The sequence below is a fragment of the Micromonospora sp. WMMC264 genome (genome assembly GCF_027497275.1).
Taxonomy (GTDB): domain Bacteria; phylum Actinomycetota; class Actinomycetes; order Mycobacteriales; family Micromonosporaceae; genus Micromonospora; species Micromonospora chalcea.
The window spans coordinates 271607-291751 of the sequence record NZ_CP114907.1; the positions used below are offsets into that span (position 1 = coordinate 271607).

The following is a 20145-nucleotide window of genomic DNA, read 5'->3' on the forward strand; positions in this document are numbered from 1 at the left end:
TGGTGCGGGGACGAGCAAGTTGGTTCAGTGTGCCCGCGGCGGCGCTGTCGATTCGCGCACCACCAGGCGAGTGGGCAGGATCACCGGGGGTGGCGTCCCGTCGTCGGTGCCGGCGCCGCGCGGCGCGGGCACCAGGCCGGGGTACGGCTCGGTGGCCCGTACGCCGAGCGGGTCGAGCAGGATGCGGGCGGCGAGCAGTCCCTGGTCGGCGGCGGGCTGGGCGATCGTGGAGAGCCCGAGCACACCGGCGAGGTCGTGGTCGTCGATGCCGATCACGCTCACGTCCTGCGGCACCCGTAGCCCGGCGTCGCGCAGCGCGGTGACCGCGCCCATCGCCATCTCGTCGCAGGCGGCGAAGATGGCCGTCGGCGGTTCGCCCCGGGCCAGCAGTTCGGCGGTGGCCCGGGTACCCCCGTCGATGGTGAATCGCGACTCGACGTCGAGGCTCGGGTCGGGCCGCAGTCCGGCGGCCCGCAACGCCTCCTGGTAGCCGCGCCGCCGGTCCAGGTGCGTGGTGAAGGCCAGTTCGTCGTCCGGGTCGCCGGAGATGTGCGCGATCCGGGTGTGGCCGAGGTCGAGCAGGTGGCGGGTGGCGGTCCGGGCGGCGGCCACGTCGTCGATCCGGACGCAGGGCCACCCGGGCACCTCGCTGCCGGAGCTGATCGTCACGCCGGGCAGGTCCAGGTTCGTCAGCGCGTGCACGTCCGCCGCGCGCAGCGGGGTGGCGACCAGGATGATCGCGTCCACGCGCTTGTGCAGGCTCGCCGTGCGCAGCACCCGCTGGCGGGTCTGCTCCCGGCCGCCGAGGTTGTAGAGCAGCAGGTCGTAGCCGCTGTCCTGGAGGAACTCCTCGACCGCCTCGACCACCGTGCCGAAGAACCACCTGGTGATCCGGGGCACCACCACCGCGACCGTGCCGGTCCGGCCGCCGGCCAGCCGGCTGGCGCTCGGGGACACCGCGTACTGGAGCTGCTCGGCGGCGGCGAGCACCCGGCGCCGGGTCGCGGCTGAGACCGTCGGCAGGCCCCGCAGCGCCCGGGAGACGGTGGCCGTGGAGACCCCGGCCAGCCGGGCGACGTCGTCAATTCTGGTCATCGTGTGGGCTCCCCGCCGTGACCCGGGCCCCGCCGCCGGCCGTGCCGGCGGCGGGGCGCGGATCAACCCTTGACGCTGCCGGCGAGCAGGCCTCGCACGAAGAAGCGCTGGAGGGACAGGAACACGATCAGCGGTACGACGATCGACACGAACGCGCCGGCCGTCAGCCGCTGCCACTCGTTGCCCCGGGTGCCGGCCAGTTCCGCGAGCCGGACCGTCAGCGGGGCGGTCTCGTCGCCGCCACCGGCGAAGATCAGCGCGACCAGCAGGTCGTTCCAGACCCAGAGGAACTGGAAGATGCCGAACGCCGCCAGCGCGGGCATGATCAGCGGCAGCACGATGGTGCGGAAGATCTTCGGGTGGGTGGCCCCGTCGACCCGGGCCGCCTCCATCAGGTCGCCGGGAAGCTGCGAGATGAAGTTGTGCAGCAGGAACACGGCGAACGGAAGCGCGAAACAGGTGTGCGCGAACCACACCTGGGCGAACTTCTGCTCGTCGACCAGGTCCCACGCGGGCAGGATCTGCACGCCGGCGATCGTGACGCCGGTGGAGAAGAACCGCAGCAGCGGCACCAGGGCCATCTGCAGCGGCACGATCTGCAGTGCGAAGATGCCGATGTAGACCCAGTCCCGCCCCTTGAAGTTCATCCACGCCAGCGCGTACGCCGCGAGCGACGCGAACGCGAGCGGGAAGAGCACCGAGGGGATGGTGATCGCCAGCGAGTTGATGAAGTAGCTGGCCAGCTGCCCGGACGAGCCGGAGCTGAACAGCACCTCCTGGTAGTTCTCCAGCGTGATCTGCGGGTCGCTGAAGAACGTCCACCACCCGGTGGTCTTGATCTCGTTCTCCGGCCGGAGCGAGGAGATGAACAGGCCGAAGGTCGGGATCGTCCAGAGCATCGCGATCACGACCGACACGAGCGTGGCGGTACGGCTGTTCAGACGCTTGCGCACCCGGGCGCCCCGGGTGGCCGGTTCGGTGGCCTGGGCGCCGACTCCGACGGTGGGCGTGGTGGTGGTCATCTCAGCCCTCCCGCTGCTTGCGCAGGTTGCGGATCTGGTAGATCACGATCGGGATCACCAGGACGAACAGGAACACCGCCAGCGCCGAGCCCTGCCCGTTCTCCTGGTAGCGGAACGCCTGGTTGTACATCTCGGTCGCGATCACGTTCGTGTCGTAGTTGCCGTTGGTGGCGGTGCGGACGATGTCGAAGACCTTGAGCGTGGCGATGGAGATCGTCACCACCACGACGATCAGCGCCGGCCGGATGCTCGGAATGGTGATCCGCCAGAACATCTGCCACGCGGTGGTGCCGTCGAGCCGGGCCGCCTCGACGATGTCGGCCGGGATGGCCTTGATCGCGGCGGAGAGCACCACCATGGCGAAACCGGCCTGGATCCACACCATGATCACGATGAGCAGGAACGTGTTCAGCGGCGAGTCCAGCAGCCACTGCTTCGGTTCTCCGCCGAGGCTCACCACGATCTGGTTGAGCAGGCCGATCTGGTCGCCCTCGCCCCGGTAGGCGTAGACGAAGCGCCAGATGATGGAGGCGCCGACGAACGAGATCGCCATCGGCAGGAAGATCAGGGACTTGGCGACCGCCTCGAACCGTGCCTTGTCCACCAGGACCGCGTAGATCAGGCCGAACGCGGTGGCCACCAGCGGCACCAGCAGCACCCAGATCAGCGTGTTGACCAGGACCCGGACGATCGAGTCCTCGGCGAACATCCAGCGGTAGTTGTCCAGTCCCACCCAGTTGCTGCTGCTGGAGTCCATGAAGGAGAGCAGCGTGGTGCGGATGGCCGGCACCACCAGTCCGACGGCGAGCAGCAGCAGCGTCGGCAACAGGAAGAAGAACGCGAACGCGCCCTCGCGCTGCTTGGGCCGGCGGGGCAGCGGCGTGCCGCTCACCGAGGCAGCGACCAGTTGCGCCTCCCGGCGCCGGGCGAAGTACGACGGCACCACGTCGAGGAGCAGGAGCAGCCCGCCCACCACCGCGACGAAGGCGATCAGCCCGTACATCAGCATGAGGAACTTCGGCTGCTCCGCCGCGAAGTCGAACTCCATCGACCCTCCTTCAAGGGTTCGGCTAGCAGAGGTGGCCCGGTCCGGGGGAACCGGACCGGGCCACCTGCTAGATCACTTCCAGCTGCCCTCGATGTCGTTCAGGACGGAGTTGGTGTCCTTGCCGTTGATCCAGGCCACCATGCCCTTCCAGAAGGTGCCGGCGCCGACCGCGGCCGGCATCAGGTCCGAGCCGTCGAAGCGGAAGACCGTCTTCTCGTCCTGGAGGATGCCCACGGAGAGCTTGTCCACCGGGTTCGGCACGTTGTTGATGTCCAGCTTCTTGTTCGCGGACACCCAGTCACCGATCTTGGCGCGGCTGTTGGCGTACTCGCCGGAGGCCAGGTAGGTCTGCACCGCCTGGACCTCGGGACGGTCGGCGAACGCGCCGACGAACTCGCCGCCACCCAGCACCGGCTTGCCCTTGGCCGGGTCGATGGCCGGGAAGTAGAACGCGAAGACGTCGCCGTCCTCGGCCACCTTGGTGCCCTCGGGCCACTGGTTGGCGTAGAAGGACGCCTGGCGGTGCATCGCGCACTTGCCGGTGGTGATCGGCGTGCCGCCCTCCTGGAAGGCGGTGGTGGAGATGCTCTTGACGCCGCCGAAGCCGCCGTTCATGTACTTCTCGTTCTTCAGGATGGTGCCGGCCCGGTTGAGCGCGTCAGCCACCTGCGGGTCGTTGAACGGGATCTGGTGGGTGGTCCACTTGTCGTAGACCTCCGGGCCACCGGTACGCAGCAGCACGTCCTCGATCCAGTCGGTGGCCGGCCAGCCGGTGGCGTCACCGGACTCGATGCCGGCGCACCACGGCTTGGTGCCGCTGGCCGCGATCTGGTCGGAGAGCTTGATCAGGTCGTCCCACGTGGTGGGGACGGTCCAGCCCTTGTCCTTGAAGGTCTTCGGCGAGTACCACACGAAGGACTTCACGTTCGAGCCGAGCGGGGCGCCGTAGAGCTGGCCGTTGACGGTGCTGTACTTCAGCCAGTCGGGGGAGTAGTTCTGCTCGGCCATCGCCTTGGTGTCGGCGCCGACCGGCTTGAGCTTGCCCGAGTCGACGAAGCGCTTCAGCAGGCCCGGCTGCGGGATGAAGGCGAGGTCGGGGGCGTTGCCGCCGTCGACCCGGACCGGGAGCTGCGCCTCGAACTCGGCGTTGCCCTCGTGGTCGATCTCGATGCCGGTGCAGTCCTCGAACTGCTTCCAGGACTCGTTGAGGCGGTCGGCCTCGATCTCCCGGATGGAGGAGTAGATGGTCACCTTCTTGCCGTCGTGACCTTCGTACTTCTCGTATGCGGCGCATTCGGCCGATCCGGCCTTGTCGCTCTTCTTGTCATCGCCGGTGCCGCAGGCGGCGACACCGAGCGCCAGCCCCAGGACGCCGGCGACCGCGAGCGTCTGGCGCGATCTGGCAAACGCCATGCCGATCTCCTTCCTTGCCGGCGCGTGGGGGGATCGAACCCGCGCCGGTCCGATGGTCGTCCTCACATGTAAGCGCTTGCATCGTGTCGGGTCCACCCCTGGCCGGACACGGCCCGGTAACAATCCCGAAACCCTGGCCAGGGGCTTGGGTGCGCTCCCACGAATCTTCCCGGGAACGGAACTTTCTGTCAGGATGTCCGCATCACATTGAAGACTTTCAACATTGGAGGCAGTGGATGCGTAAGCGATGGCTCGCCCTCGGGGCGAGCGCGACGGTCCTGGCGGCGACCCTCGTGCCGACCGCGCCGGCGATGGCCGCGCCGACGTTCAAGGTCCCGTTCCCCTGCAACCAGTCCTGGTCCGGTCAGACCCGGACCAACCACAGCCCGGCGAACGCCATCGACTTCAACCGCACCGACGACGCCGGCGACCCGGTCGTCGCCAGCGCGCCTGGCACCGTCGACGTGGTCACCAACCTCGGCGACACCAGCTACGGCAAGTACGTCCGGATCAACCACGGCGGCGGCCACACCACCTACTACGCCCACCTGAGCGCCTTCAACGTCTCCGTCGGGCAGACCGTCGGCTACGGCCGGGTGATCGGGTACGTCGGCACGACCGGCGGCTCCACCGGCCCGCACCTGCACTACGAGCAGCGCATCGACGGCAGCTCGGTGAAGATCAAGTTCAACGGCGTCCAGGCGCTCTACTGGGGCACCAAGACCTACACCAGCGACAACGGCTGCGGCGGGACGAACACCGGCCAGGGCACCGTGAACACGGCCGGCTCCCCGCTGACGGTCCGCTCCGGCCCCGGCACCGGCTACAGCTCGGTCGGCACGGTCGCCGACGGGGCGAAGGTGACCATCCAGTGCCAGACCAGCGGCACCAGCGTCAGCGGCACCTACGGCACCAGCTCGATCTGGGACCGGATCGGCTCCGGCCGGTTCATCTCCGACGCCTACGTCTACACCGGCTACGACGGCTACATCCCCGGCGTACCCCGCTGCTGAGCCCGGCGGGCGCGGGGGCGACCGGCCCTCGCGCCCGTACCGGTCAGGAGTTCAGCCGCCACACCGCGAAGTTCAGCGCGGACGCGAACGTCACCCACGCCCAGTACGGCAGCATCAGCAGCGTGGCCGGCCGGGAGACGCGCCGGAACAGGACCACGGTCACGCCGATCGCCAGCCACATCAGCACGATCTCGGCGAACGCCAGCCCGTACGCCCCGGCGCCGAAGAACAGCGGGGTCCAGATCGCGTTCAGCACGAGCTGCACCACCCAGGCCCAGAGGGCGGGGCCGAACCCGACCCGGCGCCAGACCAGCCAGCCGGCGATCGCGATCAGCGCGTAGAGGACCGTCCAGACCGGGCCGAACAGCCACGACGGCGGCGCCCACGCGGGTTGGTCGAGGCTCTGGTACTCGGCGGAGGTGCCCTGCACACCCAGCCCGCCGATCGCGGCCGCGGCGAAGGTGGCGGCGCCGAAGCCGAGCAGCGCCCACCACTTCCGGGCGCCGGTGGTGCGCCGGGTGACACTCTGCGACGTCTCCATGGTCGAGATGTTTCCGCTCGACCGGCCCGGCAAACGCCGGCCCGGACGCGGAAAAGCCGGAGTCACCCGGCCCGGGTGTTCCGGTCCGGCAGGACGGAACACCCGGGCCCGGCGACCCCGGCGGGTACGAGAACCGCTGTTACGTGTTGAAGATGCTGACGCCACCCGGGCCGACCAGGAGGCCGACGACGATGAGGACGATGCCCCAGAGGATCTGCCGGCGGAACAGGGCGAGAATTCCGGCGACCACCAGTACGACTGCGAGAATCCAGAGAATCAGCTCCATGTCGGCTGAATACCCGTGCGCCCGATCCCGGAAACCTCCCGGTCAGTCGAGCTGGTCACCGCCCAGGTGGAAGACGCTGTACGCCTGCTTGATCACCGGGTGCGCCACGTTGCGCACCCGCACCCCGCCCGGCGTGGTGCCGCGCTCGGTGCCGTGGTGGGCGTGCCCGTGCAGCGCCAGCGCGGTGGGCGCGGCGTCGATCGCCTGCCCGAGCTGGTAGCAGCCGAGGAACGGGTAGATCTCCAGCGGCTCGCCGGCGAGCGTGTCCGGCACGGGGGAGTAGTGGGTGAGCGCGACGAGCGCGTCGCAGTCCAGCGAGAGCAGCGCGTCGGCGAGTGCGTCGGCGCTCTCCCGGGTGGTCCGTACGAACGCCTTCATCTCCGGCTCGCCGAAGTCGCTGGCGCAGCGCCCGGCGAACCCGCCGCCGAACCCCTTGACGCCGGCCACCCCGAGCCGCCCGCCCGGCGTGTCCACCACGACGCCGGTGCCCTCCAGCACCGTGATCCCGGCGTCCTCCAGCACCTTCACCACCTGCGGCACCTGGTCGCACTGGTGGTCGTGGTTGCCGAGCACGGTGATCACCGGTACGCCGAGATCGCCGAACTCCCGGGCCACGCAGCGCGCCTCGGCCTCGGTGCCGTGCCGGGTCAGGTCACCGGCGAGCAGCAGCGCGTCGGCGGAGCCGGGCAGCTCCTCCAGCGCCGGACGGAACCGGCCCACCACGTCCTCGTCCAGATGCACGTCGCCGACGGCGGCGATCCGGATCACCATCGAACCTCCCTCACGGCAGCTCCTCGACCTGGGTGGGCGCCTGCGTGCGGATCACCCCGATGTCGCTCGTCACGTGGGTGTCCGGGAAGCGCTCGGCCACCCGGCGCAGGATCTCCTCCCGCCGGTGCGGGCTCTCCACCTCGCCGTAGAGCACCAGCCCGTTCTCCCGCCGCACCACGGTGATGCCCTGCTCGGCCACCGTCGGGTCCTCGGCCAGCATGCTCTGGATCTCCGCCTCGACGTACTCGTCGGGGGGAACGTCGCCGGACAGTCCGGTCACAGGGTCTCCCTTCCGCCGGGCGCGCCGCCGGGCAGCACGTCCAGCCGGTCGAGCAGCACCAGGAACGCCTCCGCGTACGGCGAGTGCTGCGTCTCCTTCCGTACCCGTTCCCAGTCGATCTGTTCCCGCAGCGAGCGGGCCAGCGGCAGGGCGCGGGCGAAGTCGCAGTAGTGCTGCGAGAAGCTCAACAGCTTGTGCACCATGAGCTGGCTGGCCGAGAGCACCGGCATGTGGATGGCGTCGACCGGGCGCACGATCGTGTCGGCGAACGTCTCCTCGGTCACCGGCGTCTCCACCGGCCGGTGGATCAGGTCCACCATCCGGTCCTCGTCGTAGACCTTGACCAGCCAGTCCTCCGGCGGGCGCTCGGCGGTGAAGCCGGCCTCGACGAGCGCCTCCAGCGCCCGGTCGACGTCCGCCTCGCGGAGCAGGAAGTCCACGTCGTGGTCGCTGGAGTGGCCGCCGTGCGCGTACACCGCGAAGCTGCCACCCAGCGCGAACGGGATCTCGGACTGTTTGAGCACGGCGGCGACCTTCTTCAGCGTGTGCACCAGGGTCTCGTCCCCGCGCTCGGCCATCTGCGGCTCCCTCGTCGTCATGGGCGGTGGGATCACGATGCGTACCCGGCGGACGCTCCGGTCACACCTGTTGCGGCGCGATCGGCCCGCCAGGGCAGGAAAGCGACATACAGGCCGGTGTGGGCGTCGGTCGGATAACCTCGGGAGGGTGGCCAGCTCACTGCGGACGCGGCGGGGCAGGGCCCGACTGCGTGCCGTCGCCCTGATCGGCATCGACGGCTCAGGCAAGACCACCCAGGCGCACCGGCTCGCCCAGGCCCTCACCGCCGCCGGCCACCCCGCGACGTACCACCGCAACGCCGGTGGCCGCCGCTGGCTCGGCCGCGTCGCCCAACGGATCGGCCGTCCGGACGCGCAGCGGCTCGTCGGGCGTGACGGCCTGCTCGTGGTCGAGTCGGCGCTGCGCTGGCTGGCCATCGCGCTCGCGCTGCTGAGCTGCCTGGTCACCGGCCGCACCGCGGTGATGGACCGCTGGTCGTACTGCCAGTACGCGAGCATCCGGGCGCACGGCGGGCAGCGGTGGGAGCGGCTGGTCCGGGCCGGCTACCGGGTCTTCCCGGCGCCCGCTGTCACGTTCCTGCTCACCGTCGACCCGGCCGAGGCGTACCGCCGGATCGAGCGGCGCGGCACCGACCACGAGAGCATGGCCTGGCTGACCGACGCGGACACCGCCTACCGGAGGCTGCCGGAGTACGGCGGCTTCGTGGTGGTGGACGGCAACGGCCCACCGGAGGAGGTGGCCCGCCGGATCCGGGCGCACCTGAGCGAGTGGCTGCCCGACGATCCGTCCGCCGGTCCCGGCCCGGCTCCGGGCGGCCCTCCACGTCCGGCCGGCGGGGCGGGCCGCGACGGCCCGGTGCCGGTTCAGGCCCGGCCGTAGACCGGGATGCCGGCGCCGCTCGTGGGCGCCGACTCGGGGGAGGCCAGGAACCGGATCACGCCGGCGATCTGCGCCGGAGGCACCCAGCGCCGGTGGTCGGCGTCGGGCTGGGCGGCCCGGTTGGCCGGGGTGTCGATGACGCTCGGCAGCACCGTGTTGCACCGCACCCCGCGCTGGCGGTACTCGACCGCGACCGCGTCGGCGAACGCCCGCACCGCGGCCTTGGCGGTGACGTAGCCCGAGGCGCCCGGGAACGGCGACACCGCCGCCCGCGCGGAGACGCAGACCACGGCGCCGTCACCGGTCGCCACGAGGTGCGGCAGTGCCGCCCGGGTCACCAGGTAGGTCGGGCGCAGGTTGAGCCGCAGCATCCGCTCGAACTCCTCGACCGGGGTCTCGTGCACCAGGCCGCCCGCGGCGTACCCGCCGACCAGGTTGACCACCGCGCGCAGTGGCGCGGCCGGCTCGGCGGTCGCGACCTCGACCGCCCGCGCGGCCCCCTCGGGGGTCAGCAGGTCGGCCACGACCCGGACCGGGCCGTCGTCCGTCCCGGCCTCCCGCTGGGGTACGACCACCCGCCAGCCTGCGTCGAGGAAGGCGGCGGTGACCGCGCCGCCCAGCCCACCCGTGCCTCCGGTGACCAGCACCGTGCGTTCCGTCATGGACACACACGCTAGTCAACCGTCGTGCCGACCGACCGGTGACCCGCACGGGCCGTCCGGACCGTCCGGCCGAGGCCGACCAGGCAGGCCCTGCCGCGCGACGGCGGACCGGCACGTCGGGCGGCAGGAGTGACTCGACCGGACCGGTTGAGGCGGTGGGGCTGCGACAATGGGATCCTTGGCCCGGGGCGGGCACGGAAGACGGTAAATTTCCCGATACGCGGTGTCATGGTTGACGCTCACGCGCTCTGAAAGTAAGTTTCATCCGTGGCGAAGAGTCCGAAGATTTCTGCGAGTCACGAGCCCGGTGGACTGATCGTCCACATCAGCGGCCTGCTGCCCTCGCTGTCCCCGGCCGAACAGCGGGTGGCCCGGCTGGTCGTCGCCGATCCGGCGGACGCGGCCCGGCGCACGATCACCGACCTCGCCACCGCCGCCGAGACGTCCGAGGCGACAGTGATCCGCTTCTGCCGCTCGGTCGGCATGGACGGCTACCCCCAGTTGCGCATCCGCCTCGCCGCCGAGGCCGCCCGCCGGGTCGAGCCGCCGGACGCGCGGGTGGTCGGTGGCGACATCCCGCCGGGCGCGGACCTGGCCCAGATCATCGCCACCATCGCCTTCAACGACGCCCGAGCCGTCGAGGAGACCGCCGAGCAGCTCGACCCGGCCGTCTGCGAACAGGTGGTCGAGGCGATCGGCGCGGCCGGCCGGATCGACGTCTACGGCGCGGGCGCCAGCGGCTTCGTCGCCTCCGACTTCCAGCAGAAGCTGCACCGCATCGGCCGCATCGCGTTCTACTTCCCGGACGTGCACACCGCGCTCACCTCCGCCGCCCTGCTCGGGCGCGGCGACGTCGCGGTCGGCATCTCGCACACCGGCACCACGTCCGACGTCATCGAGGTGCTGGAGCAGGCGCGGGCCCGGGGAGCCACCACCGTGGCGCTCACCAACTTCCCGCGCTCGCCGATCACCGAGGTCGCCGACCACGTGCTCACCACAGCCGCCCGGGAGACGACCTACCGCTCCGGCGCGACGGCCAGCCGGCTGGCCCAGCTCACCGTCGTCGACTGCCTCTTCGTCGGGGTGGCCGCGCGCAGCCGGGCCCGGACCAAGAAGGCGCTCGAAGCCACGGCCGAGGCGGTCCAGTCGCACCGGGTCGGTCCCGGGCGGAGGCGGGGATGACGGCGGGCCGGGCGGAGCGCGACGGCGTGGCGGCGATCCGGCCGGTGGTGCGTGTCGGCGCGCCGACCGAGCGGCGCAACCCGCACAGCTTCGACCTCGACCTGATGTCCACCCGGGACGTGCTCACCGTGATCAACGAGGCGGACCGGCGGGTGCCGGCCGCCGTCGCCGCGGTGCTGGACGAGATCGCCGAGACCGTCGACCTCGCGGTGGCCGCGCTGCGCGACGGACACCGCGTGCACTACTTCGGCGCCGGCACCTCCGGCCGCCTGGGCGTGCTGGACGCGGCCGAGCTGGCCCCCACGTTCAACTCGCCCCGGCACTGGTTCTGCTCGCACCTCGCCGGTGGCCCGGACGCCATGTGGCGTGCGGTCGAGGACGCCGAGGACGACGAGCGCGGCGGCGCCGCCGAGGCCGCCGAGTGCGTGCGCCCGGGCGACCTGGTGGTCGGCCTGGCGGCCAGCGGACGCACCCCGTACGTCCTCGGGGCGCTCGCCGCGTCCCGGGAGCGGGGGGCCGCTACGGTGCTGCTCTGCGCGAATCCGGAGGCCCCGGCCGCCGCGTCGGTGGACGTCTTCATCGGCGTGGACACCGGGCCGGAGGTGGTCACCGGGTCGACCCGGATGAAGGCCGGCACCGCGCAGAAGCTGGTGCTCAACACGTTCTCCACGGCTGTCATGGTGCGTCTGGGCCGTGTCTACTCGAACCTGATGATCGACATGGTGGCCACCAACGCCAAACTGCGCGGTCGCATGATCTCGATCCTCGTGGAGGCCACCGGTTGCGCCGAGGAGGTCTGCCGGGTCGCGCTGCGGGAGGCCGACGGCGACCTCAAGACCGCGCTCGTCGCGCTGGTCTCCGGCGCGGAGGTGCCGGCCGCCCGGGCCGCGCTGGCCCGCTCCGCCCACCAGGTACGCGGCGCGCTCGCCCTGCTCGCCTCCTGACCGCCCCCGCTCACCCCTTCTCCCGGCGATCCACCCGCCCGGCGCATCCGTCCGGCGGGTGCGACACGTATCACGTGCGGGAGGGGGACGTTCCCGCCCGTACGGATTGTTCAACGAGGCGGAGGGTAATCCTGAGCGTGGCTGAACCGACCGGTCCACGAGCGCGTATCTCGCAGTGACCAGGATCGCAACGACCCGGTGACGCGGCTCGCTGTGTTCATGGAACAGGCAATGGTGCCATTCCATGGGCGAATAGCGATTCAGCAGCTCCGGCGGGCTCCAAAAGCCGTGTCCGGAAGCCGTCCGAACCGGGCCGGTAACAGGAAACATGGACCGGGCTCTCAGCTAGTACTCAGGCATTCGTGACAGTTTCGACTCACGACATGGAATCCCCGAAGCGTCACATCTGTTGTGTAGGTGTCAGCACCTACGGGCACAGCGGAGGTTACGGGGAGGGCTGATGAACGTGGGGATGGCAAGGAACCGGGCAACCGGCGCGAGCGAGGGGACCGTGGCAATCGTGGACAAGAACATCGGCATGCGTACCGACGAGGTCGCCGAGGAGCGGGACCTGGTCGGCGTCTACCTGCACGAGATCTCCCGGACGCCGCTGCTCGACGCCGCCCGGGAGGTCGACCTCTCCAAGGCGATCGAGGCGGGCCTCTACGCCGAGCACCTGCTCGACGAAGACCGGATCCCCGAGGGCGTCGACCGGGAGGACCTGGAGCGGCTGGTCGTCGAGGGTGAGCGCGCGAAGGACCTGTTCATCCGCGCGAACCTGCGACTGGTCGTGTCCATCGCCCGGCGCTACGTGCGCTCCGGGATGCCCATGCTGGACCTGATCCAGGAGGGCAACACCGGCCTGGTCCGGGCGGTCGAGAAGTTCGACTACGAGCGGGGTTTCAAGTTCTCCACCTACGCGACCTGGTGGATCCGCCAGGCCATCAGCCGGGCGATCGCCCAGCAGGAGCGGACCGTACGGCTGCCCGTGCACCTGGTGGAGGACGTCAACCGGATGCGCAACGTGGCCCGGCAGCTCACCCGTGAGCTGGGCAGCGACCCGGAGCCGGAGCAGATCGCGACCGCCCTCGGCGTGACCGTCGAGCGGGTCAACGAGCTGGTCCGCTGGTCGCAGGACACCGTCTCGCTGGACACCCCGGTGGGCGACGACGGCGACACCAACCTCGGTGACCTGGTCGCCGACAGCGACGCGCCGTCGCCCGAGGAGATCGTGCTCACCGGCCTGGAGCGGCAGCGGATCGAGGGTCTGCTCAACCACCTCGACGACCGGTCCGCCGGCATCATGCGGGCCCGGTACGGCCTGGAGGACGGTCGCGAGCACTCGCTGACCGAGGTCGCGTCGCGGTTCTCGCTCTCCCGGGAGCGGATCCGCCAGCTGGAGATCCAGGCCCTCGGCCGGCTGCGTGAGCTGGCTCGCGCGGAGGGGCTGCAGGCGGCCTGACCTGGTAGTAATTGAGACAACGAACGGCCGGCGTCCGACAGGGGGACGCCGGCCGTTCGCCGTCCGCGTCGATCAGACCCGGCCGTAGCCGGCGATCGACATGATGTTCATACCGCGTTTGCTGACGTTGCGTCCGGCGCTGGGCGCGTCGATGATCTGGCCGTTGCCGACGTAGAGCGCCACGTGCCCGAGCCCGGAGTAGAACACCAGGTCACCCGGTTGCAGCTGGCTGCGGCTGATCCGCGTGGTGGCGTTCCACTGCCGTGCCGCGCTGTGCGGCAGCGACTTTCCGGCGGCCCGCCACGCGGCGAGCGTCAGACCGGAGCAGTCGTAGCTGCCCGGGCCGTCCTGGGCATAGCCGTAGGGCTTGCCGACCGCGCCGTAGGCGTACCGCACGGCCTTGCCGGCGTCGCCGGAGACGGCCGGGGGCTTGCCCGCCGAGCCGGCGTTGCCGGGCGCCTCGGTGGCCCGCCCGTACGCCCTGCGCCGCATCTCGTAGAGGTCGGCCAGGTCTCCCTCGATCCGCGTCTTCGCGGACTTGAGCTGCTTGGCCTGCGCCGCCTCCCGGGCGAGCGTGGCGTCCAGCCGGGTCTTCTGGTCGATCAGCCGCTGCTGGTCGGCGGTGAAGCTGGAGAGGGTGCGCTGGCGCTGGCGGGTGAGCTGGTCCAGTGTGCCCAGCCGCTCCGGCAGCGTGGCCTGGCCACCCGGGTCCAGCAGGGCCGCCGCGGTACGCATGCCGCCGGTCTTGTACGCCGTCGCCGCCAGCACGCCCACCTCGGCGCGGCTGCGCTCGGCCTGTTCCTGCAGCGGCCCGATCCGGGCCTCCAACGTGGCCGCCGTGGCCTTGTTGGCCTTGATGTCCTCGTTGAGCTTGTTGTAGGACTCGACGATTCGCTCCAGCTCAGTCGAGGACTTCTCGATCTGCTTCGTCAGCTCTGCGGGTGTGGGCTCGGCCCGGGCCACCTGCGCCGGGGCGAGCAGCGCGGCCGAGAGGCCGGCCACCGCGAGCGAGCGGAGCAGCATCCGTAAGGACGACAAGAGCGGAAAGCTCCTCTCCCACCGGTCGCCGGGCGCGTTCGCGACCCGGCGACACCGGCCCGGGGCCATCCGGGTGGATGGCTGTCGACCGGGCCGACCTGCACAACCTAACCCGTGATCGGAGTGGTCGGGAGTTCAAGCAGGGGCGAAAGTTGGCAAAGTGGCGGAAAGTGACGATGGTGCAGCATGGTGTGGCTCGCCCGATTGGTCGTTCTGGGCGGATGTCGTCAGCCACCGCCACGCAAAGTCATGACAAAGACTGAAATCGCTTCCTCTTTCCGGCGGGCCACCCGGGGCAGAACCGGCGGCCGATCGCCGAAAACCCGAGGTCAGGTGGCGGGCCCGCAACACAATGAAGCCCGGAACCGGGATTCCCGCACGGGATCCGCGTCCCCGGGAGGCCGCCGTGCAGACCGAACGCTCCGCCACCCAGCCGCCCCGACCCACCTCGCCCAAACTGCTCTACGCCCGGCCCGGCATCGTCGTCACCGCCGAGCGCTTCACCGTCGGCCGCAACAGCTGGCCGGTGGCCGAGATCACCCAGGTGCGGACCGATCGCGGCCCGCACGACCGGCTCGCGATCCGCGCCGTCGCCGTGTCCGCCGCGATGATCGCCGCGGTCGGGCTGCTGCTCGGCTTCACCGGCGGCCTGCACCGGCTCACCGCCGAGGCGTACCTCCTGCTCGGCGCGGTCGGGCTGGTGCCGCTGCTGCTCGTGCTGATCGGCGACCGCTGGCGGCCCCCGGCGCACGAGCTGTGGGGCCGGGTGCGGGGCACCGAGGTGCTGCTGTTCAGCAGCGACGACGAACGACAGTTCGGTCAGGTCAGCCGGGCGCTGCGCCGCGCCCGCGAGGCGGCGCGCATGGGCGGCTGGGCCGACCCACCGGCGGCCGAGCCGTGGCGACCGGCGCGGTGAGCGGCGCTCAGCCCGCGACCGGCTCCGGGGTACGCGGCTGCTGCTCGGCAGCCACCCACTGGCTCACCCGCCGCTCGGCGTAGAACGAGACGAACGGCACGGTCCCGGCGAGCATCACCAGCAGCATCCGCTTCAGCGGCCAGTTCGCCCGGCGGGACAGGTCGAACGTGAGCGCCAGATAGAGCATGTACAGCCAGCCGTGCGCCACGCCGACCACGCCCACCACGCTCGGGTTGTCGAAGCCGTACTTCAGCGGCATGCCGATCAGGACCAGCACCACGAGCGCCACGCCCACGATCCAGGCGATCACGCGGTACCGGGTAAGGGCTCCGCCCACCGTCGTCCGTCCTTCCGCACCGGCCTCAGCCGGGATAGTCGCCGGGCCGGGCGCCCGGATTGGCGTTCAACCAGGATAGATAGCGGTTGTACGCGGCCAGCTCGGCGTCGTCCGCCCCGTCGGCCGGGGCGGACGGCGTCCGCACGACGCGCACCGGGCGGCGTACCGCCGGGGTGGTGACGGCCGGCTCGGCGCCGGCGGCCGCCGACGGCGCCGGATCGGCCGTCGGCTGCGCGTCGCCCGGCGGCGTCGCCCGCAGCGTCTGGCGGACCTCCCGCCACCAGACGAAGATCACGAAACCGGCGAACACCGGCCACTCGATCGCGTAACCGAAGCTGATCGCGTTGCCCCCGGCGGCGCGGGTGACCTGCCACCAGCCCATCCCGAGGCAACCCGCCACCAGCACGACCATGGCCACGTGGCGGACGATCCACGCCGGTGTCCAGAGCCGTTCCATGCCCACGAGAGTACCGGGACTCCCCGGGCGTCTCCGACACGGCGTCGTAGTCCGGGCGGTGGTTTGGTGGCACGCCCGCTGGGCATCCGAACAGGTGCCAACCCGAACGAGACGAGGGGGCGACGATGACCGAATCGGTACGCCGGGACGCGAGCCCGGAACAGCGGGTCGCGGAGTGGGACGGCGATCACGCCCGCACCGTCGACGGCGAGCAGCTCGGGGTGGACCCGGTGGAGCTGGGCGACGAGGACCTGGTCCGGGAGATGCAGAGCCTGCACCGCACCCGGCTGGACACGCTGCGCCACGCCACCGACTCGGCGCTCGCCAACCACCTGCGGCGCACCGCCGAACTGGAGACGGAGTACCTGGCCCGGCACCCCGGCCGGGAGGTCGACCCGAGCCGGCTGCGGGACGCCTGATGGGCAGCCACGCCGAGCGCGGCATGTCCGCGCCCCCGGAGGTGGTGTTCAACACCGCCACTGATCCGGACCGCTCCTCGGCCTGGCTGCCCGAGCGGCTGCGCAACTCCGGCACCTGCCGGGTCGAGGTCGTCGACGCCGACGACATGCGCGCCCGGTGGAGCGCCGCGGACTGGTCCGCCGAGATCGACGTGGAACCGGCCGACGCGGGCGGCGCCCGGGTCCGGCTCGACCTGGCCGGCCCGGACCACGACCTGGCCGACGAGATCCTGGCCAACCTCGACCGCGAGGTGGCCGACAACCTGACCGCCGGCTGAGCCCGGGCGCACGACGAGCACGAGGAGGCCGGCTTGACCGGGAGTGGCCTGAAGCAGAAGGTGGCGCGCCTGCGCCAGGCGTACGCGCCGCACGAGCACCGGCCGCTGGAGGGCTACCTGAAGGCGATGGGCACGTACGCGGGCGTGACCGCCGCGCTCGTCGGCCTGGTCCGGGCGACCGGACGGCCGGTGCCCGAGCGGCCCACGCCGGCGGACGTGGTGCTGCTCTCGATCGCCACGCACAAGCTCAGCCGGCTGCTGTCCAAGGACGCGATCACCAGCCCGCTGCGGGCGCCGTTCACCCGCTACGACCACCCGATCGGCAGCGGCGAGGTGATGGAGCAGGTCCGCGACGAGGGCAGCCCCACCCGGCACGCGCTCGGCGAGCTGGTCAGCTGCCCGTTCTGCCTGGCGGTCTGGGTCGCCACCGGGCTCACCGGCGGCCTGGTGCTGGCGCCCCGGCTGACCCGGCTGGTCGCCACCGCGCTGACCGCGGTGGCCGCCTCCGACTTCCTCCAGATGGGGTACGCGGTCGCCCAGCAGGCGGCCGAGGGCGGTCACCACGAGGCGTGAGGGATGCGGACACGAAAGGGGGCCGGCGCACGCCGGCCCCCTTTTCGCGCGTCTCCCACGGTCAGGTGGGGGTGGTGCCGTGGTCCTCGCCGGCCCAGCCGCGCGACGCCTCCGGCTCCCGCTCCTCCTCGTCCTCCCCGGTGACGATGTCCCGGTCCACAGCGGTGCGCTCGTGCTCGTTGGCGAAGTCCGGCTCCGGCAGCGTGTCGACGCCCTCCGGGGGCTGGCCGAGCGCCGCCAGGTGCTCGTGCTCGGGGTTGCGGTCGGTCATGTCGCGTCCTCTCGTCTTCCGGGGGCTCAGGCGACCGTGCCGCCCAGCAGATCGGCCGCCTCGTCCGCCGCGTACTCGCCCTGGGGGAGCGCGGCGATCCGGGTGAGCAGCTCCGCGGGGAGTTCGGCGGCCACCGCCCGGCGGTAGATGTCCGCCTGGGTGATCCGCTCCTGGCCGTGGTAGATGTCGTCGAGCAGGTCGTCGAGCGGCCGGGTGTCGGGCTGCTCGGTCACGGGCGCGTCATCGGTCACGCCGACCACCTACCCGGCGCCGAACCGGTCAAACTCGCCCCAACCCCGCTCAGGCCGGCGCCGGCAGCGTGGCCCGGCGGGCCCGGACGGCCTGGGCCAGGTGCTCCAGGACCTCGGCCGTGGTGTCCCACCCGATGCAGGCGTCGGTGACCGACTGGCCGTACGCCAGCTCCCGGGTCGGGTCCAGGTCCTGCCGGCCGGGCACCAGGAAGCTCTCCAGCATGATGCCGACGATCCCGCGCTGACCGGCGGCGAGCTGGGCGGCCACGTCGGCGGCGACCAGCGGCTGGTTGCGGTGGTCCTTGCCGCTGTTGGCGTGGCTGGCGTCGACCACGACCCGCTCCGGCAGGCCCGCGGCGCGCAGCAGCTCCAGCGCCCCGGCCACCGACTCCGCGTCGTAGTTCGGCCGGCCGCCCCCGCCGCGCAGCACCAGGTGCCCGTCCGCGTTGCCCCGGGTGTGCATGATCGCCGGGGTGCCGGAGACGTCGATGCCGGGGAAGACGTGCGGCACCCCGGCCGCCCGGATCGCGTCCACGGCGGTGGCGATGCTGCCGTCGGGGCGGTTCTTCATGCCGATCGGCATGGACAGCCCGGAGGCGAGCTGCCGGTGCACCTGGCTCTCCACCGTCCGCGCGCCGATCGCGCCCCAGGCCACCGTGTCCGCGATGTACTGCGGGGTGATCGGGTCGAGGAACTCGCAGCCCACCGGCAGGCCCAGCCGCAGCACGTCGAGCAGGAGCGCCCGCGCGGTACGCAGACCGGTGTTCACGTCGCCGGACCCGTCCAGCGCCGGGTCGTTGATCAGGCCCTTCCAGCCCACCGTCGAGCGCGGCTTCTCGAAGTAGACGCGCATCACCACGAGCAGGTCGTCGGCGACCCGGGCGGCGGCCTCGCGCAGTCGGCCCGCGTACTCCAGGGCGGCGGCCGGGTCGTGCACGGAGCAGGGGCCGACGACGACGAGCAGCCGGTCGTCGTCGCGGTCCAGCACCCGGCCGACGGCACGGCGGCCCGCCACGACGGCCTCGGCCAGCGGGGTCTCGAGCGGCAGGTGGTGGTGCAGCAGGGCCGGGGTGGTCAGCGGCACCACACGGTCGATGCGCTGGTCGATGACCCGATGGGCGTCCTGGGACGTGGTCACGGTGGGGATTCCTTCCGCCGACCGTGCCCCCGTGCCGGGTCCGGGGGATCGAGCCGGCTGCTCGCATACGAAAGGGCAGGGAAAAGAATCCCTGCCCGGCCGGCTCGAAGAGGTAAGTGACGTCAGCTCATGGTCGAGTCACCGGCTCCTCCAGCCGGCTGCCTAAACCATCGATACGACCGCGTCACGTCGGCCAGCGTACCCGAAGCGCGCCGGAAAGCCCGCTGTCGTTCCGAAGTGCGGAACACGGGGTATGTGATCGCCATGACCACCAGCCATGACCCCAGTGACCAGGAACGGATCGAGTCCCGGGCGCATCTGCTGCCGGAGGAGGCGGCGGCGGGCAGCGACGACGCGGAGGCGCAGGCCGACGCGATCCTCACCGAGTCCGACATCCGCGAGGCGGACCAGAACGCCGCCCCCGACACGGTGCTTGAGCACCGCACCTCCGAGCAGACCGTCACCCCCGTCGAGCCGCCCGACTGAGCGTCGCGCCCCGGGCCCGGCGGGAACCCCGGTAACTGTCGTCCCGCAACCGGGCCAGCGGGCCGGCCAGGCGCAACCCCGGCGGCACGTTGCCGATCGGATCGAAGGCGAGCGCGGCGTCCTCGGCGGCGCCGCGCTCGCCGTCGAGGCGTACCTCGCCGAACGGCCGCCACCGGCCTGCCGCCGAGGCCACCGCCAGCACCAGCCGGGGCTCGTCGGCGGCCACCGCCGCGCCCGCCTCGGCCAGGCCGCGACCCAGGTCGGGTGACTCCGGGTCGGCCAGCACGGCCAGGAACAGCCGTCGCCCGCCGGCCCGGAACGGCATGATCGACGTGTACGTCCCGGTGAAGCGCCGCCGGGGCAGCGGCAGGTTCCGCAGCACCGGCGCTGCGCCGCTGGAACTGAACAGCAGGTCCACCGGCGGCTCCGGGTCGCGGCGCAGCCGTACCGCCACGCCCAGCACGTCCGGCCAGGCGCCCGGCGTCGGCACGCCCTTGGAGAGGCGGATCGTGGCCGGCCACCGGCCCGGCAGGTCGAGCAGCGGCACCCCGGTCGGCGGTCCCGGCGTACCCCAGATCCGGACCTCGCCGCCGAACGTGCGCCCCGCCGGGTGCAGCAGGCGGGCGTGCCGGAGCCGGGCCAGCGCGGCGGCGGCGCGCTCGACGGCGGACGGTGAGGTGGCGGCCATGCCCGCACGGGTACCCCGGCGCGCACCGACGATGCTCCGGCGCGCGTGTCACCTTTCCGCCTCCGGGATCGGATAGC

At 71.9% G+C, this 20145-nt stretch carries 26 protein-coding genes and 1 pseudogene; 10 read left to right on the top strand and 17 right to left on the bottom strand.

Translation table 11 applies throughout. From position 1 onward, the window contains the following. Nucleotides 1-24: 24 nt before the first annotated feature. From O7542_RS01220 to O7542_RS01235, 4 genes are all read right to left on the bottom strand, one after another. Nucleotides 25-1095, bottom strand: coding sequence for a LacI family DNA-binding transcriptional regulator (locus O7542_RS01220; protein ID WP_043328803.1), 1071 nt, complete (start codon nucleotides 1093-1095; stop codon nucleotides 25-27). Nucleotides 1096-1157: 62 nt separating this feature from the next. Then, nucleotides 1158-2117: a carbohydrate ABC transporter permease gene (locus O7542_RS01225; RefSeq protein WP_043328804.1), complete on the bottom strand. Its 960-nt coding sequence runs from the start codon at nucleotides 2115-2117 to the stop codon at nucleotides 1158-1160. A gap of 1 nt (nucleotide 2118) precedes the next feature. After that, nucleotides 2119-3165, bottom strand: a complete 1047-nt coding sequence (locus tag O7542_RS01230; protein ID WP_030502266.1) for a sugar ABC transporter permease — start codon at nucleotides 3163-3165, stop codon at nucleotides 2119-2121. 72 nt (nucleotides 3166-3237) lie between these two features. Then, nucleotides 3238-4578: an ABC transporter substrate-binding protein gene (locus O7542_RS01235; RefSeq protein ID WP_030502265.1), complete on the bottom strand. Its 1341-nt coding sequence runs from the start codon at nucleotides 4576-4578 to the stop codon at nucleotides 3238-3240. 236 nt (nucleotides 4579-4814) lie between these two features. Here O7542_RS01235 and O7542_RS01240 point away from each other — a divergent pair, with 236 nt between their 5' ends. After that, entirely contained in the window at nucleotides 4815-5591 is a 777-nt protein-coding gene (locus tag O7542_RS01240) for a M23 family metallopeptidase (protein ID WP_187692384.1), read from the top strand. Between the two features lie 43 nt (nucleotides 5592-5634). Here O7542_RS01240 and O7542_RS01245 read toward each other — a convergent pair whose 3' ends face one another. From O7542_RS01245 to O7542_RS01265, 5 genes and pseudogenes are all read right to left on the bottom strand, one after another. After that, nucleotides 5635-6132 (bottom strand): TspO/MBR family protein, encoded by a 498-nt coding sequence (locus O7542_RS01245; RefSeq protein WP_187692383.1) that lies wholly within the window; start codon nucleotides 6130-6132, stop codon nucleotides 5635-5637. A 139-nt stretch (nucleotides 6133-6271) separates the two neighbouring features. Then, nucleotides 6272-6418: a GPGG-motif small membrane protein gene (locus tag O7542_RS01250; protein ID WP_013288160.1), complete on the bottom strand. Its 147-nt coding sequence runs from the start codon at nucleotides 6416-6418 to the stop codon at nucleotides 6272-6274. Beyond that, nucleotides 6409-7189, bottom strand: a pseudogene (locus O7542_RS01255) (metallophosphoesterase). The gene O7542_RS01250 and the pseudogene O7542_RS01255 overlap by 10 nt, the downstream one beginning before the upstream one ends. A 10-nt stretch (nucleotides 7190-7199) precedes the next feature. Then, nucleotides 7200-7409, bottom strand: a complete 210-nt coding sequence (locus O7542_RS01260) for a hypothetical protein (RefSeq protein ID WP_225319459.1) — start codon at nucleotides 7407-7409, stop codon at nucleotides 7200-7202. Between the two features lie 56 nt (nucleotides 7410-7465). Next, on the bottom strand, nucleotides 7466-8047 hold the full coding sequence (locus O7542_RS01265; RefSeq protein ID WP_043328811.1) for a nucleotidyltransferase: 582 nt from the start codon (nucleotides 8045-8047) through the stop codon (nucleotides 7466-7468). A gap of 148 nt (nucleotides 8048-8195) precedes the next feature. Between O7542_RS01265 and O7542_RS01270 the strand changes: the two genes are divergently transcribed. Beyond that, nucleotides 8196-8927 (top strand): dTMP kinase, encoded by a 732-nt coding sequence (locus tag O7542_RS01270; RefSeq protein ID WP_043328813.1) that lies wholly within the window; start codon nucleotides 8196-8198, stop codon nucleotides 8925-8927. Here the strand turns inward: O7542_RS01270 and O7542_RS01275 are convergent. Beyond that, nucleotides 8912-9589, bottom strand: coding sequence for an SDR family NAD(P)-dependent oxidoreductase (locus O7542_RS01275; protein WP_043328814.1), 678 nt, complete (start codon nucleotides 9587-9589; stop codon nucleotides 8912-8914). The two genes, O7542_RS01270 and O7542_RS01275, sit on opposite strands and share 16 nt — an antisense overlap. A 267-nt stretch (nucleotides 9590-9856) precedes the next feature. On the opposite strand from O7542_RS01275, the gene O7542_RS01280 reads away from it, so the two are divergent. From O7542_RS01280 to O7542_RS01290, 3 genes are all read left to right on the top strand, one after another. After that, entirely contained in the window at nucleotides 9857-10771 is a 915-nt protein-coding gene (locus O7542_RS01280; RefSeq protein ID WP_051611377.1) for a MurR/RpiR family transcriptional regulator, read from the top strand. Next, on the top strand, nucleotides 10768-11715 hold the full coding sequence (locus O7542_RS01285; RefSeq protein WP_051611378.1) for an N-acetylmuramic acid 6-phosphate etherase: 948 nt from the start codon (nucleotides 10768-10770) through the stop codon (nucleotides 11713-11715). The genes O7542_RS01280 and O7542_RS01285 overlap by 4 nt, the downstream gene beginning before the upstream one ends. Nucleotides 11716-12187: 472 nt before the next feature. Then, nucleotides 12188-13177: a sigma-70 family RNA polymerase sigma factor gene (locus tag O7542_RS01290; protein ID WP_043330973.1), complete on the top strand. Its 990-nt coding sequence runs from the start codon at nucleotides 12188-12190 to the stop codon at nucleotides 13175-13177. 72 nt (nucleotides 13178-13249) lie between these two features. On the opposite strand, the gene O7542_RS01295 is transcribed toward O7542_RS01290, so the two are convergent. Continuing rightward, nucleotides 13250-14215, bottom strand: a complete 966-nt coding sequence (locus tag O7542_RS01295; protein ID WP_043328816.1) for a C40 family peptidase — start codon at nucleotides 14213-14215, stop codon at nucleotides 13250-13252. A gap of 406 nt (nucleotides 14216-14621) precedes the next feature. Between O7542_RS01295 and O7542_RS01300 the strand changes: the two genes are divergently transcribed. Beyond that, entirely contained in the window at nucleotides 14622-15131 is a 510-nt protein-coding gene (locus O7542_RS01300) for a DUF6232 family protein (protein ID WP_043328818.1), read from the top strand. 7 nt (nucleotides 15132-15138) lie between these two features. Here O7542_RS01300 and O7542_RS01305 read toward each other — a convergent pair whose 3' ends face one another. Further along, nucleotides 15139-15468: a DUF3817 domain-containing protein gene (locus tag O7542_RS01305; RefSeq protein ID WP_043328820.1), complete on the bottom strand. Its 330-nt coding sequence runs from the start codon at nucleotides 15466-15468 to the stop codon at nucleotides 15139-15141. Between the two features lie 25 nt (nucleotides 15469-15493). Beyond that, the gene (locus O7542_RS01310) at nucleotides 15494-15925 is read right to left on the bottom strand and encodes a hypothetical protein (RefSeq protein WP_064447779.1); all 432 of its coding nucleotides are present in this window, start codon (nucleotides 15923-15925) and stop codon (nucleotides 15494-15496) included. Between the two features lie 125 nt (nucleotides 15926-16050). Between O7542_RS01310 and O7542_RS01315 the strand changes: the two genes are divergently transcribed. The 3 genes from O7542_RS01315 to O7542_RS01325 are packed head-to-tail and all read left to right on the top strand — an operon-like array spanning nucleotide 16051 to nucleotide 17234. Then, nucleotides 16051-16344, top strand: coding sequence for a DUF6158 family protein (locus O7542_RS01315; protein ID WP_030502251.1), 294 nt, complete (start codon nucleotides 16051-16053; stop codon nucleotides 16342-16344). Beyond that, nucleotides 16344-16661: a hypothetical protein gene (locus tag O7542_RS01320; RefSeq protein WP_064447778.1), complete on the top strand. Its 318-nt coding sequence runs from the start codon at nucleotides 16344-16346 to the stop codon at nucleotides 16659-16661. Before O7542_RS01315 ends, O7542_RS01320 begins: the two co-directional genes overlap by 1 nt. Before the next feature lie 33 nt (nucleotides 16662-16694). Next, a complete protein-coding gene (locus tag O7542_RS01325) occupies nucleotides 16695-17234 on the top strand; it encodes a DUF1360 domain-containing protein (RefSeq protein WP_030502249.1) in 540 nt (179 codons plus the stop codon). A gap of 61 nt (nucleotides 17235-17295) precedes the next feature. Here the strand turns inward: O7542_RS01325 and O7542_RS01330 are convergent, their stop codons facing one another. The 3 genes from O7542_RS01330 to O7542_RS01340 are packed head-to-tail and all read right to left on the bottom strand — an operon-like array spanning nucleotide 17296 to nucleotide 18903. Continuing rightward, nucleotides 17296-17505, bottom strand: a complete 210-nt coding sequence (locus O7542_RS01330; RefSeq protein ID WP_043328824.1) for a hypothetical protein — start codon at nucleotides 17503-17505, stop codon at nucleotides 17296-17298. 26 nt (nucleotides 17506-17531) lie between these two features. Then, nucleotides 17532-17756 carry a hypothetical protein gene (locus O7542_RS01335; RefSeq protein ID WP_013288143.1) on the bottom strand — a complete coding sequence of 75 codons (225 nt, stop codon included), beginning with the start codon at nucleotides 17754-17756 and terminating at the stop codon, nucleotides 17532-17534. Between the two features lie 49 nt (nucleotides 17757-17805). After that, on the bottom strand, nucleotides 17806-18903 hold the full coding sequence (locus O7542_RS01340; RefSeq protein ID WP_043328826.1) for a 3-deoxy-7-phosphoheptulonate synthase: 1098 nt from the start codon (nucleotides 18901-18903) through the stop codon (nucleotides 17806-17808). A 255-nt stretch (nucleotides 18904-19158) separates the two neighbouring features. Here O7542_RS01340 and O7542_RS01345 point away from each other — a divergent pair, with 255 nt between their 5' ends. After that, entirely contained in the window at nucleotides 19159-19380 is a 222-nt protein-coding gene (locus O7542_RS01345; RefSeq protein WP_013288141.1) for a hypothetical protein, read from the top strand. Here O7542_RS01345 and O7542_RS01350 read toward each other — a convergent pair. Further along, a complete protein-coding gene (locus O7542_RS01350; protein ID WP_113974654.1) occupies nucleotides 19355-20068 on the bottom strand; it encodes a phosphodiesterase in 714 nt (237 codons plus the stop codon). The two genes, O7542_RS01345 and O7542_RS01350, sit on opposite strands and share 26 nt — an antisense overlap. Between the last annotated feature and the right edge of the window lie 77 nt (nucleotides 20069-20145).

Excerpts from the sequence above, each read along its gene's own strand:
- O7542_RS01220 (WP_043328803.1), bottom strand. The coding sequence starts at position 1,095 with ATGACCAGAATTGACGACGTCGCCCGGCTGGCCGGGGTCTCCACGGCC.
- O7542_RS01225 (WP_043328804.1), bottom strand. The coding sequence starts at position 2,117 with ATGACCACCACCACGCCCACCGTCGGAGTCGGCGCCCAGGCCACCGAA.
- O7542_RS01230 (WP_030502266.1), bottom strand. The coding sequence starts at position 3,165 with ATGGAGTTCGACTTCGCGGCGGAGCAGCCGAAGTTCCTCATGCTGATG.
- O7542_RS01235 (WP_030502265.1), bottom strand. The coding sequence starts at position 4,578 with ATGGCGTTTGCCAGATCGCGCCAGACGCTCGCGGTCGCCGGCGTCCTG.
- O7542_RS01240 (WP_187692384.1), top strand. The coding sequence starts at position 4,815 with ATGCGTAAGCGATGGCTCGCCCTCGGGGCGAGCGCGACGGTCCTGGCG.
- O7542_RS01245 (WP_187692383.1), bottom strand. The coding sequence starts at position 6,132 with ATGGAGACGTCGCAGAGTGTCACCCGGCGCACCACCGGCGCCCGGAAG.
- O7542_RS01250 (WP_013288160.1), bottom strand. The coding sequence starts at position 6,418 with ATGGAGCTGATTCTCTGGATTCTCGCAGTCGTACTGGTGGTCGCCGGA.
- O7542_RS01260 (WP_225319459.1), bottom strand. The coding sequence starts at position 7,409 with ATGCTGGCCGAGGACCCGACGGTGGCCGAGCAGGGCATCACCGTGGTG.
- O7542_RS01265 (WP_043328811.1), bottom strand. The coding sequence starts at position 8,047 with ATGGCCGAGCGCGGGGACGAGACCCTGGTGCACACGCTGAAGAAGGTC.
- O7542_RS01275 (WP_043328814.1), bottom strand. The coding sequence starts at position 9,589 with ATGACGGAACGCACGGTGCTGGTCACCGGAGGCACGGGTGGGCTGGGC.
- O7542_RS01285 (WP_051611378.1), top strand. The coding sequence starts at position 10,768 with ATGACGGCGGGCCGGGCGGAGCGCGACGGCGTGGCGGCGATCCGGCCG.
- O7542_RS01290 (WP_043330973.1), top strand. The coding sequence starts at position 12,188 with ATGGCAAGGAACCGGGCAACCGGCGCGAGCGAGGGGACCGTGGCAATC.
- O7542_RS01310 (WP_064447779.1), bottom strand. The coding sequence starts at position 15,925 with ATGGAACGGCTCTGGACACCGGCGTGGATCGTCCGCCACGTGGCCATG.
- O7542_RS01315 (WP_030502251.1), top strand. The coding sequence starts at position 16,051 with ATGACCGAATCGGTACGCCGGGACGCGAGCCCGGAACAGCGGGTCGCG.
- O7542_RS01320 (WP_064447778.1), top strand. The coding sequence starts at position 16,344 with ATGGGCAGCCACGCCGAGCGCGGCATGTCCGCGCCCCCGGAGGTGGTG.
- O7542_RS01330 (WP_043328824.1), bottom strand. The coding sequence starts at position 17,505 with ATGACCGACCGCAACCCCGAGCACGAGCACCTGGCGGCGCTCGGCCAG.
- O7542_RS01345 (WP_013288141.1), top strand. The coding sequence starts at position 19,159 with ATGACCACCAGCCATGACCCCAGTGACCAGGAACGGATCGAGTCCCGG.
- O7542_RS01350 (WP_113974654.1), bottom strand. The coding sequence starts at position 20,068 with ATGGCCGCCACCTCACCGTCCGCCGTCGAGCGCGCCGCCGCCGCGCTG.